We start from the raw sequence: 12,639 nt of genomic DNA on the forward strand, positions 1-12,639 counted from the left end.
CCGCGAACGTGCGGCTGGCCGCAGAATCGGCGCAGACGCCCTACCCCTTGGGGCGCTTACCGGCCGCGACCTCTTCCGGGTACTCGTCGTAGAACGGCACGTAGCCCTCGTCGCGGCCGGCCAGCACGTAGAGCGGGTCCTTGACGTCGGGGCCGTAGGCCTGCTCCCGGAGCTCCACCTTGCGGCTCTTGAACGTCGTGGTGTGCTCCAGCGTCTTGACCACCCGCACGAACAACGGCAGCGCATAGGGCGGCAGCTGGGAGTACACCGCGCGGGCCAACGACTGGCCGTCGAACTCGGCGCCCTCGCGCAGCTGGACCGCGGCCATCCCGGCGCGCCCGCCGGTGTGCGGGATCTCCACGCCGAACACCGTGCATTCCTCGACGGAAGCGTCGGAGGCCAGCGCCGCCTCGACCTGCGTGGTGGCGACGTTCTCGCCCTTCCACCGGAACGTGTCGCCGAGCCGGTCGACGAACGCGGCGTGCCCCATGCCCTGCGGGCTCATCACGTCGCCCGAGTTGAACCACACGTCTCCCTCGCGAAAAGCGTTGCGCACCAACTTCTTTTCGGTCGATTCCTGGTCGGTGTAGCCATCGAACGGCTGCAGCTTGTTGACCGGGCTGAGCAGTAGGCCGGGCTGGCCGGCGGGCACCCGGCGCACCCGGCCGTTCTCGTCACGCAGCGGCTCGCCGGTGTCGGGGTCGTACTCCACGTAGGCCAGCGGCATCGGGAAGATGCCGGTGGACCGGGGCACGTTGAAGACGTTGATGAACGCGGTGTTGCCCTCGCTGGAGGCGTAGAACTCGCACACCCGCTCGATGCCGAACCGCCGGGTGAACTCGTCCCAGATCTCCGGGCGCAGCCCGTTGCCGGCGATCACCCGCACCTTGTGCGCCCGGTCGGTAGGCTTGGGCGGCTGGTTGAGCAGGTAGCGGCAGATCTCGCCGATGTAGATGAACGCGGTGGCTTCGGTCGCGATCACCTCGTCCCAGAACTTCGACGCCGAAAACGACTTGCCCAACGCCAGCGTCGCCCCGGAGTTGATCACCGACGACAACGCCACCGTCAGCGCGTTGTTGTGGTACAGCGGCAGGCAGCTGTACAGCGTGTCGGTGCTCTTCAGCCGCAACCCGATGCCGCCGAACGCGGCCAGCGCCTTGAGCCAGCGCAGGTGCGTCATCACGCTCGCCTTGGGGAAACCCGTTGTGCCCGAGGTGAATATGTAGAACGCGGTATCGCGGGCCTGCACGGCCGTCGCCGACGCCGGGTTGGTCGCCGGCGCGCTGACCGCGAAGCGGTCCAGGTCCTCGACGGTCAGCGTTTCGGTGGCGCCGGTGCCGCCGCACTCGGCCACGGCGCTGACCAGATCGGTCTCCGCGATCAGCACCTTGGCGTCCAGCAGGCCCAGGCTGTGCGCCAGCACCTCGCCGCGCTGGTGGTAGTTGATCATCCCGGCAACCGCGCCGCACTTGACCGCGGCCAGCATGGCCAGCACCGCATGCGGCGAGTTGCGCAGCATGATCGCGACGACGTCACCGCTGCCGACGCCGTGCGCGGCCAGCACCGCGGCGTACCGGTTGGCGGTCGCGTTGGCGTCGCGGTAGGTCAGCTGCTGATCGCCGAACCGCAGGAAGACCCGGTCGCCGTGGCGGGCGGCCCGGTCGGCGAAGACCGTCCCGATCGACTTCTTGGAACCCGGCTGGGCGAACAGCCCGGTCAGTGCCCCACGCACGATCGTCGGCATGTCGGCCAGCAGGCCCGGCACCCGAGATGCGATGTCGGTCAGCCTGACGGCCGTGCGCGCTCCCCCGTCGTCGGACACGTTTCCCTCTATTCCTGTGAGTCCTCACGGCGCACGTTCGCCCGGCACTCAGGCTGGTGCGCACGCCTCCACTGCGGCCCCCACCTTATCCACCAGCACCAACCGGTCCATCGCCGCTTGCGTGATGTACCCGCTGTCGAGCAATCCGCACAACCACAGCCACAGCCCCTCGTAATGCCCGAAGGGGTCCAGCATCACGATGGGTTTGTCGTGCACCCCCAGATAACCCGTGGTCCACGCGTCGAACAGCTCGTCCAGGGTGCCGACCCCGCCGGGCAGCACGACGAACGCGTCGGCGCGGGCCTCCATGATCTGCTTGCGCTCGTGCATGGTGTCGCTGACGATCAGCTCGTCGGCGTGGCGGTCGGCGACCTCGAGGCGCATCAGGTTCTGCGGAATGACGCCGACGGTCCGTCCGCCGCGGGCGCGCGCCGCGCTCGCCACCGCGCCCATCGCCGAAACCCGGCCGCCGCCCCACACCAGCGTCCAGCCGCGCTCGGCGATCGCCTCGCCGAGTTCCGAAGCCAGCTCAAGCAATTCGGGGTGCTCCGGGCCCGACGCGCAGTACACGCACACCGCCCATTCGCGCATACAACGAAAGGTAGACCAAGCCCGGTGCGGCGCGCACACTGCGCGCAATAAACTCCGGCTGGTGCCGATTCGTTGGAACGTCCCCCAACACGAGGCGGCGTTGGAGCGGCTGAACGACGCGCTCGGGGCGGGCCGCGGCGCCGTCGTGCTCGGGCCCGACGGCTGCGGCAAATCCACCCTGGCCCGGCTGGCCGCCGAGGGCTACGGCCGCGCGCACCCGAGCACCCTCACCCGCTGGGTCACCGGCACCCCGACCGAGCGCGCCGTACCGTTCGGGGCGTTCAGCCACCTGGTCGCGATCACCGACCTCGGCAAGCCGGCCGCCCTGTTGCGGGCCGCCCGGGCGTCGCTGGCCGGCGGGAACGACCTGCTGCTCGTCGTCGACGACGCCCACCAGCTCGACGTCCTGTCGGCCACGCTGGTCTACCAGCTGGCGCTGGCCGGCACTGGCCGGATGGTGGTCACGGCCCGCGGCCCGGATTTTTCGGCGGCGCCCGACGCCATCGCGGCGCTGTGGACCGACGGCTTGCTGCCGCGAATCGATGTCGAGGCGCCCGGCGGCGCGACCACAGCCGCTCAGGTCGACTCGTTCATCGCCGAGCTGCCCGGCCCGGCGCGGGCGGTGCTGGACTACCTCGCCGTGGCTGAGCCGCTGTCGGTCGCCGACCTGACCGCCCTCGCCGGGGCGGGCGCCGTCGGCGAGGCGGAGGACCTCGGCGCGGCGGAAACCCGGGTGCGCGGCGGCAGTTCGGATGTTCCTGACGAGCCGGTCGTGTACACCGCACATCCGCTGTTCGCCGAGCGGGCGCGCGCCGCGCTCGGTCCCGACGACGCCCGGCAACGGCGCACCGCCGTCGTCGAGCTGCTGTCCCAGCGCGCGTCGGACCACCTCAGTGATCGGCTGCGGCTGGCGTCCCTGGCCCTGGACAGCGACGCCCCCCAGCGCGTCGCCGACGTCGCCGACGCCGCGCAGCAGGCCCTGCGCCTGGGCGACCTCGCGCTCGGCGAACGTCTGGCCCGCTCGGCGCTGGAGCGGTCCGGGGGCCTGGCGGCGCGGCTGTCGCTGGCGCACGCCCTCGGGTGGCAGGGCCGCGGCCGCGAGGCCGACGCGCTGCTAGCCGAGGTCGACTCCGCCGCGCTGGCCGAGCCGGCGCTGATGGACTGGGCGCTGCTGCGGGCCGCCAACCAGTTCTGGATGCTCAGCGAACCCGAGCGGGCCACCGCGTTCCTGCGGACCATCCGCAATCGGGTCACGGATCCGGGCCCGCGCACCACCCTCGACGCGCTCAGCGCGACGTTCGCGATGAACGCCGGCAATGTCGGATACGCCGTCAAGATCGCCGGTGAAGTGCTGGATTCACCGTCGGCCGGTGACCAGGCGGTGGCCTGGGCCGCCAGCACCGCGGCGCTGTGCGCGGCGCGGCAGGGCCGATTCGGCGACGTGGAGCCGCTGGCGCAGCGCGCCCTGTCCGCGGAACACCCCGGGCTGCTGCGCTTCACGATCGGGCTGGGCCAGACCACCGCGCTGTTGATGGCGGGCCGGCTGCCCGACGCGCGCGAATTGGCCCAGCAGTTCACCGATTTCGCCGAATTGCAGCAGCCGGGCCGCGCGATCGGCGAGGTGCTGCTGGCGCACGTGCTGATCGCCGAGGGCGAGTTCGCGCAGGCGGCGGCGCTGCTCGGCCCGGCCGCCGCCACGCTGGAACGCACCGGCTACTCGTGGGGGCCGCTGTCGCTGACGCTGCTGGCGACGGCGCTGGCCCAGCAGGGCGACATCGCCGCCACCGCGAAGGCCTTGAGCCGGGCCGAGTCTCGGCACGGCACGAAGTCGGCGCTGTTCGGCCCGGAGCTCGGCATGGCGCGGGCGCGGCGGCTGGCGGCCACGCGCGACTCGGCCGGCGCCGTCGCGGCCGCCCGCGACGCCGCCCGGATGGCCGAGCGCGGCGGGCAGTCGGCGGTGGCGATGCGCGCCTGGCACGAGGCCGTCCGCCTCGGCGACACCCGCGCGGTGGACCCGCTGGCCCGGCTGTGCGCCGAGGTGGACTGCGTGGTGGGCGGCCTGGCGCTCGCCCACGCGCGCGCCCTGGCGTCCGGCGACGAGGCGGCGCTGCGGGCCGTGTCGGAGGAGCTGGCGGAAGCCGGGATGCGCGCCGCGGCCACCGACGCCGCCGCGCAGGCGCACCGCATTGTGCGCCAACCGTGACGCGCCCGTGTTACAGCAGTGACTATTGCGCCTCACTGTTTCCGAAAGTGACTTCGCTCGGGGCTTGGAGGCTGCATGCGTATCCGCCCTTCGCGCGCGGCCCGGCTGCTCGCGGCCGGTTTGCTGATCGCCGCGCTGACGACCGACGCGTCGTCGGTCGTCGCCCCGCCCCGCGCCTCGGCGGCGCCCAGCGGCCCGACGCTGCCGCTCGGCCACGCCGGCCGCTGGATGACCGACGCCGACGGGCGCGTGGTGATCCTGCACGGGCTCAACCAGGTGTACAAGATTCCGCCGTACACGCCGTCGGCCGACGGGTTCGGCGACGACGACGCGGCCTTCCTGCAGGCCAACGGCTTCAACGCGATGCGGGTGGGCGTTATCTGGGCCGCCGTGGAGCCGCAGCCGCTCACATACGACGACAACTACCTCAACTCGATCGCGCAGACCGTGGCGACCCTGGCGTCGCACGGCATCGTCAGCCTGCTCGACTTCCATCAGGACCTCTACAACGAGGCGTTCCAGGGCGAGGGCGCCCCCGCGTGGGCCGTGGCGCAGGCGGGCCTGCCCAACCCGCAACTCGGCTTTCCGGGCAACTACTTCCTCAACCCCGCCGAGGAGTACGCCTGGAATGCCTTCTGGCGCAATGCCCCCGCGCCCGACGGGATCGGGCTGCAGGATCACTACGCGCGGGCGTGGGCGCACGTCGCGGGCTTCTTCCACGGCAATCCGGGAGTGTTCGGCTACGAGGTGTTGAACGAGCCGTGGCCCGGCTTCATCTGGGAGGGCTGCTTCGACTTCGTTCTGGGCTGCCCGGTCCAGGACCACAAGCTGACCGTGTTCTACCGAAAGGTGGTGCCGGTCATCCGCGCGGCCGACCCCACCACGCTCGTGTTCTTCGAGCCGAACACGCTGTCCGACGAGGGCGTCCACACCGACCTGGGCGGGGTGGTCGACCCGAGCACCGGGTTCTCCTTCCACGACTACTGCGCCATCGAATCGGTGCTGCACAAGAACATCACCTGCCGCTTCCAGGACGGCCTGACGATCACCAACGCGAACCTCTACGCGTTCTTCCACCACATCCCGCCGCTGCTGACCGAGTTCGGCGCCACCAACGACCTGAAGAACATCGCCGAGGTGATGCGTCACACCGACCGGCAGCGGATGGGCTGGCTGGAGTGGGCGTACACCGGCAACGACAAGACAAGCTCGTCGCCGACCGACCAGGCGCTGGTCTTCGACCCGAGCCAGCCGCCGACCGGCGCCAACGTCAACGCGGCCAAGCTCGCGGTGCTCGCCGCGCCGTACCCGCAGGTGGTGGCGGGCACGCCGCGGGAGTGGTCGTTCCAGTCGGGCATCTTCCGGCTCTGCTACACCACCGAGCGGGCCGACCACGCGGGCAGCTTCGCCGCAGGCGCGCAGACGTTCATCTCGGTGCCGCCCGTCGAGTATCCGAACGGCTACCACGCGAATGTCACGGGAGGACAAGTTGTTTCGCCGCCCAACGCGCCCGTGCTGGCCGTCGTGGCGAACGCGGGCGCCGGCAGGGTCGACGTGGTCGTGGCCGCGGCGTGACGCTCAAATGGTGACTACGCGGACAAGGCCGTCCAGCCCGGCGAAGTCATCACCGTTGCGGGTGTAGAGGTCAAGGCGACTCGCGTGGGCGGTGGCCGCTACGAGCAGATCGGCGAATCGACTCCTGGGCTTACGTCCTTCGCGGACCACCGCCGCGACGACGAGCCCGTAGCTGCGCGCGGCGGCCGCATCGAACGGAATCGGTTCCAGAATCGATTCGACCTCCTGCAACCGAGCCTGACGTTTCGCCGCCTCCACCGCGTTCGCGGCCAGCAGTGGACCGGACGCCAGTTCCGCCGCAGTGATCGCCGATATCGCCATCTCGTCGGGCAGCGCGGCGACGACGGCCGGCTCATGCCAGTCGACCACAACGGAGGTGTCGAGGAGGCCGGACGACACCTCAGAGGCCCTGGTCGATCAACCGGTCCACGTCTACCCGGAACCGGCGATGGTCGATCCGCACCGCCGCCGCCGCGAGCGCCGCGACTTCATCGCGGGAGACGAAGCGGCGGCGACCGGTCTTGATGGGGCGGAGTTCGGCCACGGGTTCTCCATTGCGCGTGACGACGAAAGTCTCACCCGCCGTTACCGCTTCGATCACCCGGGCATTGTCGTTCCGCAGCTCGCGCTGGGCGATGGTCCGGACCACGGCACAAGTGTAGCAATGTGTGCTACAGCGCGCTACGCACCCAGGTAGTGCCGCAGCATCTCCACCGCGGCGGTGATGTTGGCGACGGGCACCCGCTCGTCGCGGGTGTGGGCCAGGTTGGGATCGCCCGGGCCGAAGTTGACCGCCGGGATACCCAGCGCGGCGAACCGCGCCACGTCGGTCCAGCCGTACTTCGCGCGCACCCGCCCGCCGGCGGCCTCGACCAGGGCCTTGGCGGCGGGCTGGGACAGTCCGGGCAGCGCGCCCGCCGCGGAGTCGGTCATCTCGATCGCGACGTCGAGCCCGTCGAACACCTCGCGCACGTGCTGCAGCGCCGCGTCGACCGAGCGGTCCGGGGCGAAACGGAAGTTGACCGTCACCGCGGCCGCGTCGGGGATCACATTGCCGGCCACGCCGCCGTCGATGCGCACCGCCGACAAACCCTCGCGGTACTCGCAGCCGTCGATGTCCACGGCGCGCGCGCGGTAGGAGGCCAGCCGGTCCAGCACCGCGCCCAGCTTGTGAATCGCGTTGTCGCCCAACCAGGATCGCGCCGAATGCGCGCGCGTTCCGGCAGCGCTGATCACCACCCGCAGCGTGCCCTGGCAGCCGGCCTCGATGTAGCCGCCGGTGGGCTCGCCCAGGATCGCGACGTCGGAGGTCAACCACTCCGGCAGCTCGCGCTCGATGCGGCCCAAACCGTTTGCCGCCGCGTCGATTTCCTCGCAGTCGTAGAACACCAGCGTCAGGTCGTGCACCGGCTCGGCTACCGTCGCGGCCAGGTGCAGGAAGACCGCGTCGCCCGACTTCATGTCCGCGGTGCCGCAGCCGTACAGCTCGCCGTTTTCCAGGCGGCTGGGCAGGTTGTCCGCCACCGGCACGGTGTCGAGGTGCCCGGCCAGCAGCACCCGCGACGGCCGGCCCCACGACGTGCGCGCCAGCACGGCGTCGCCGTTGCGGACGATCTCGAAGCCCGAGGTCTGGGCGCGCAGCGCGGCCTCCACCTCGTCGGCAAGGCGCGCCTCGTCCCGCGACTCGCTGGGGATGTCGACCAGCGCGGCCGTCAGCCCGATCGGGTCACCGCGCAGGTCCAGCACGAAGCCCAGCCTAGCCCTTGGGGCGATCAGGTCAGGACGTAGTCCCCGGCGAATTCGATGCCGATCAGCAAAGATTCGGGATCGGCCGGCACCACCGGACGGTTATCTTCGGGACGCGGCACCACTTTTCGATTCCGGGGGAACATGATGCCGTCGGAGTCGGCGTAGTCGTACAGGTAGTGGGCGGCGGGCCTGGAGCCGAGGACCTCGGCTGCGTAGTCATGGCGGGCGATGAGCCCGTCGCTGTCGACGTAGAGAACCTGGACCGGGCAGTGGGTGGCGATGTGCGACGGGAACGTCAGCCGCAGCCGCCGCCAGTCCTTGCCGGGTCCCTCGTGCCAGGGATCGATCTCCTGCGCGTCGACGTCGGGCCTGCTCGCCACAAACGGCAGGTTGAGGTAGTTCCACAGCGCGTAGCCGGCGAAGTACAAGCCGTGCAGGTGGTCCCACGGTGTTTGCAGAGAGTGCCCGGCGAAGGCATCGCGCGGATGCCGGCGATCCTCCAGGACCGTTCCGTGCGCGGACTCGGTCCAGACCCGCTCAGGGGTGTAGAAGCCGCGCGCGTCGTCCCCGGTGAACGGGTGGAGTTGCAGGGTCTGCCTGGCGGTCTCGGCCTCGGCGCGCCCATCGGCGAGCAGGGTCGGTTGGCCTTTGAGCGACCAGGTCATTCCCCAGGATCGCAGACCGGTGGACACGGTGCGGACCTCACGCCACCGCTTCAAGCCGCCGTGCGCGGCGACGGCGACATCGAGCAGATCGCTCATGGGTGTTCTCCTAACAGCTCAGCGCAGCAATGGGTTTCGTCGGCCTCAGGCGGCCGCGAGCAGCTCGCGCAGCGCGAATCGGCCGTCGCGTTCGAAGGCGGCACGGTTGGCGGTGACGAACTCGGCCACGGTCATGGGATTGTGCCCGCCGACGACCTCGACGAGATTGTTCTCGCCCGCGAAAATGCCGTCGCGGTAGTCCTGGGCGACGCTGCTGATGTGTTGCACGAAAAAGTCCGTCATACCGTGGGCCGTGAGGGCCGCCGCGAACGCGGGGATGTCGACCGGCTCGTAGCGAACCGGGATGCCGAGGGTGCCCGCGATTTGATCGGCGATGGCGTAGTGGTCGAGCTCTTCGGCCCCGACCAGCGGGTAGACCTGGCGGTCGTGCGGGGCGGGGTTTTGCAGGATCGCGGCGATCACCCGGGCCTGGTCGTATCCGGCGATGGGAGCGTGGCGCCCATTGCCGAACGGCAGCGGCAGCACACCTTCGTTGTCGTTGCGAAGGAATTGCCATGTCAACCACTCGGCGAAGAAGGTCGGGCGCAGGTGGGTGGTGCCGAACGCCGAGCGGTCGAGTAACCGTTCGGCGAGCCAATGCTGCTGGGCGGCATGGCTTTTCGCATCACGTCGCGCCGAGATCTGAGACATGTTGACCACTGCCTCGACGCCGGCCTCGCTGGCGGCCTGAGCGAAGATGGCGGTGGCGGACAGCAGGCCGGGGACTATGGGGTAGCAGAAGTAGGCGGCGCTGACACCGGACATCGCCGAGCTCACCGCGCGGAAATCAAGCAGGTCGCCTTCGACGACCTCGGCTCCGACCGCCGCCAGCGCCTCGGAGCGCTGGTCAGCGCGGTGTACGAACGCTCGCACCCGATGGCCGGCTTCGCGCAGGAGACTGACGGTGGGCGCGCCCGTGTTGCCGGTGGCGCCGGTGATGAGGAACAGCCGATCGGATGACATGTCTTTCCCTCCGTGGTTCTTGCTGACTAACGATGTCGTTAGTAAGATGTAACCATCGATGGCTGAGTAACGCAAGCGTTAGTTATCAGGGGCGCGCATGGAGTTCGAGAAGCGGCTGCAGGACCGGCAGCAGTGGTCGATCGGCGACGCCTGCTCGATGTCGAAGGTGCTCGAGCTGCTCAGCACCAAGACCGCTTTCCAGGTGATCCGCGAATTATTCTTCGGCACAACGCGGTTCGAGGATTTTGTGGAGCGGATCGGAACGTCGGCGCCGGCGGTGTCCCGCGCGCTCAAGCAGCTTGAGGCGGCACGGATCGTGGCCCGCATTCCCTATCAGGTGCCGGGAAGCCGTGCGCGACACGAGTACCGACTCACCGAGGCCGGGGAGGATCTGCTGCCGGTCTTCATGTCGCTGGTGCAGTGGGGTGACACGTACCTGCACGACGGGGCGGCTCCCTTGTCGTTCGTCGACGCCGACACCGGCCGCACCCTCGGGGTCTGCGTGACCGCCGACACCGACGGCCCGAAGAAGCGCTCAGCCGACATCCGGGTACAACAAAATGCCGCCCGCCGGCGCCGTTGAGCAGTGGCGCCCCCGAGCGCGAGCAGACACAAAAGCGCCATTTTCATCGGCGTGTCGGGGGCTTTTGTGTCTGCTCGCGCCGGGACAGTAACCTGACCGCCGTGACTGGAGCTGTAGGCATTGGGCTGGCGACGCTGGCGAACGACGGGTCGGTGCTCGACACGTGGTTTCCCGCACCGGAACTGACGGAATCGGGCGCCGGCGGCACGTCGCGGCTGGCGTTGTCCGACGTTCCGCCGGAACTGGTCGCGCTGGTCGGCCGCGACGACGATCGCGGCACCGAGACCGTCGCGGTGCGCACCGTCATCGGTTCGCTGGACGACGTGGCCGCCGACGCCTACGACGCCTACCTGCGGCTGCACCTGCTGTCGCACCGGTTGGTGGCGCCGCACGGGCTGAACGCCGGCGGCTTGTTCGGGGTGTTGACCAACGTCGTGTGGACTAATCGCGGTCCCTGCGCGATCGAGGGGTTCGAGGCGGTGCGCGCGCGGCTGCGCCGCCACGGGCCGGTGACGGTCTACGGCGTCGACAAGTTCCCCCGGATGGTCGACTACGTCCTGCCCACCGGGGTGCGCATCGCCGACGCCGACCGGGTGCGCCTGGGCGCGCACCTGGCGCCGGGCACCACGGTGATGCACGAGGGCTTCGTCAACTACAACGCCGGCACCCTGGGCGCGTCGATGGTCGAGGGACGCATCTCGGCCGGGGTCGTGGTCGGCGACGGGTCGGACATCGGCGGCGGGGCGTCGATCATGGGCACCCTGTCCGGCGGTGGGACGCAAGTCATTTCGATCGGCAAGCGGTGCCTGCTCGGCGCCAACGCGGGCCTGGGCATCTCGCTGGGCGACGACTGCGTCGTCGAGGCCGGCCTGTACGTCACCGCGGGCACCAAGGTCACCACGCCCGACGGCACGGCGGTCAAGGCCCGCGAGCTCTCCGGCGCCAACAACCTGTTGTTCCGGCGCAATTCGGTCACCGGGGCGGTCGAGGTGGTGGCCCGCGACGGTCAGGGCATCGCGCTGAACGAGGACCTGCACGCCAACTAGCCGAGGGGCGTCCCGTTGGTTTCCGGCAGCAGGTAGGTGCAGACCAGGCCGACCGACGTCAGCGCGGCCAGCATGGCGCCGATCGCCCAGCTGCCGTACGTCGCCAGGAGCGTCCCGGCGAGCAGCGGCGGCAGGGCCCCGCCGATGACCCCAGCGAGGTTGAGGGCCAGCGCCGACCCGCTGTAGCGGTATCGCGTGGCGAACAGCTCGGGGATGAAGGCGGCGGTGGGCCCGGAGCCGATCGCCCCACCGATCGCCATCCCGACGACGGCAACCACGTACAGCGCCGGGTTGCGGGTGTTCAGCAGCGGCATCACCACGAACGCCCAGGGCAACAGGAGGGACCAGCCGAGCAGCATCAGGCGACGGCGCCCGACCAGGTCGGACAGGGTGGCCGAGGCCGCCACCGTCGCGATGCTGACCAGCCCGGTCAGCGCGCCCACCGACCAGATGAAGCCGCGGGTGTACCCGAGATGCGAATTGGCGTAGATGAGCAGATAGGTATGACCCAGGTAGCCGAACCCGAACCCGCCCAGCAGGCTGCCGCCGGCCAGCAGGATCTCGCGGCGCTGCAGGCGCCACAGCTCCCCGAGCGGCGCCTTGGGCACCAGGTCGCGCGCCTTCTCCTCTGCGAATACCGGGGTCTCGTCGATGTTGAGCCGCACGTACAGCGCGATCCCGATCAGCCCCGCGCTGAACAGGAACGGCAGCCGCCATCCCCACTGCATGAACGCGGCGCTGTGCTCCCCGATGCTGAAGTTGACGCCCAAGAAGGTCAGGCTGGCGAGCACCGCCGCGGTGCCGGCACCGAGCAGGGTGAACATGCCGTAGCGGCCCCGCTTGCCGGCGGGCGCGTACTCGGCGCTCAGCAGCGCCGACCCCGCCCATTCGCCGCCGACAGCGAACCCCTGCATGAGTCGCAACACGATCAGGATCAACGGGGCGGCCGCACCGATGGCGGCCGTGCTGGGCACCAGCCCTACGCTGACCGTCGAGACGGCCATGATCAGCAGCGTGGCGATCAGCGTCTTCTTGCGGCCCAGCCGGTCGCCGAAGTACCCGAACACGGCGGCGCCCAGCGGCCGGGACAGGAACGCCGTCGCGAACGTCGCCAGCGAGGCGACGACGCCCAGCGTCGAACCGAGGCGCGGGAAGAACACCGTCGGGAACACCAACGCGGCCGCGGTGCCGTAGATAAGGAAGTCGTAGTACTCGATCGCCGAGCCGACCAGGCAGGCGGCCGCCACCCGCCGCATGGGCGTGTGGGCGCGCTCGGCCACAACCGTCGGCAGTTCCGTCACGACTACGACGGTAGGTGAAGGTGCGCCGTCACGCTCGATGGAAAA

General features: G+C 70.3%; 12 protein-coding genes. 4 read left to right on the forward strand and 8 right to left on the reverse strand.

Annotated features, from left to right (window positions below; translation table 11 throughout):
• Positions 1–40 precede the first annotated feature (40 nt).
• On the reverse strand, positions 41–1,822 hold the full coding sequence (gene fadD6, locus AWB92_RS23990; RefSeq protein ID WP_085190106.1) for a long-chain-acyl-CoA synthetase FadD6: 1,782 nt from the start codon (positions 1,820–1,822) through the stop codon (positions 41–43).
• Between the two features lie 48 nt (positions 1,823–1,870).
• Entirely contained in the window at positions 1,871–2,413 is a 543-nt protein-coding gene (locus tag AWB92_RS23995; RefSeq protein ID WP_068188415.1) for a TIGR00730 family Rossman fold protein, read from the reverse strand.
• A gap of 61 nt (positions 2,414–2,474) precedes the next feature.
• Here AWB92_RS23995 and AWB92_RS24000 point away from each other — a divergent pair, with 61 nt between their 5' ends.
• Together AWB92_RS24000 and AWB92_RS24005 are read left to right on the forward strand one after the other, a co-directional pair.
• Entirely contained in the window at positions 2,475–4,616 is a 2,142-nt protein-coding gene (locus tag AWB92_RS24000) for an AAA family ATPase (protein WP_193791428.1), read from the forward strand.
• Positions 4,617–4,691: 75 nt separating this feature from the next.
• The gene (locus tag AWB92_RS24005; RefSeq protein WP_085190108.1) at positions 4,692–6,191 is read left to right on the forward strand and encodes a cellulase family glycosylhydrolase; all 1,500 of its coding nucleotides are present in this window, start codon (positions 4,692–4,694) and stop codon (positions 6,189–6,191) included.
• A 3-nt stretch (positions 6,192–6,194) separates the two neighbouring features.
• On the opposite strand, the gene AWB92_RS24010 is transcribed toward AWB92_RS24005, so the two are convergent.
• From AWB92_RS24010 to AWB92_RS24030, 5 genes are read right to left on the reverse strand one after another with little or no spacing between them, the layout of a single operon-like run.
• Positions 6,195–6,590: a type II toxin-antitoxin system VapC family toxin gene (locus AWB92_RS24010; RefSeq protein WP_085190110.1), complete on the reverse strand. Its 396-nt coding sequence runs from the start codon at positions 6,588–6,590 to the stop codon at positions 6,195–6,197.
• A gap of 1 nt (position 6,591) precedes the next feature.
• Entirely contained in the window at positions 6,592–6,840 is a 249-nt protein-coding gene (locus AWB92_RS24015; protein WP_085190112.1) for a type II toxin-antitoxin system prevent-host-death family antitoxin, read from the reverse strand.
• Positions 6,841–6,872: 32 nt separating this feature from the next.
• Positions 6,873–7,937: a succinyl-diaminopimelate desuccinylase gene (gene dapE, locus AWB92_RS24020; protein ID WP_085190114.1), complete on the reverse strand. Its 1,065-nt coding sequence runs from the start codon at positions 7,935–7,937 to the stop codon at positions 6,873–6,875.
• A gap of 26 nt (positions 7,938–7,963) precedes the next feature.
• Complete coding sequence (locus AWB92_RS24025) at positions 7,964–8,701, reverse strand: hypothetical protein (RefSeq protein WP_085190116.1); 738 nt, start codon at positions 8,699–8,701, stop codon at positions 7,964–7,966.
• A gap of 45 nt (positions 8,702–8,746) precedes the next feature.
• Entirely contained in the window at positions 8,747–9,664 is a 918-nt protein-coding gene (locus AWB92_RS24030; protein ID WP_085190118.1) for an NAD(P)H-binding protein, read from the reverse strand.
• Positions 9,665–9,761: 97 nt separating this feature from the next.
• On the opposite strand from AWB92_RS24030, the gene AWB92_RS24035 reads away from it, so the two are divergent.
• A complete protein-coding gene (locus tag AWB92_RS24035) occupies positions 9,762–10,247 on the forward strand; it encodes a helix-turn-helix domain-containing protein (RefSeq protein WP_085190120.1) in 486 nt (161 codons plus the stop codon).
• Positions 10,248–10,339: 92 nt separating this feature from the next.
• On the forward strand, positions 10,340–11,293 hold the full coding sequence (dapD, locus tag AWB92_RS24040; protein ID WP_142282297.1) for a 2,3,4,5-tetrahydropyridine-2,6-dicarboxylate N-succinyltransferase: 954 nt from the start codon (positions 10,340–10,342) through the stop codon (positions 11,291–11,293).
• On the opposite strand, the gene AWB92_RS24045 is transcribed toward dapD, so the two are convergent.
• On the reverse strand, positions 11,290–12,549 hold the full coding sequence (locus tag AWB92_RS24045) for an MFS transporter (protein WP_085190330.1): 1,260 nt from the start codon (positions 12,547–12,549) through the stop codon (positions 11,290–11,292). The genes dapD and AWB92_RS24045 overlap by 4 nt on opposite strands.
• Between the last annotated feature and the right edge of the window lie 90 nt (positions 12,550–12,639).

The sequence above is a fragment of the Mycobacterium sp. IEC1808 genome (genome assembly GCF_002101935.1).
Classification (GTDB): Bacteria; Actinomycetota; Actinomycetes; order Mycobacteriales; family Mycobacteriaceae; genus Mycobacterium.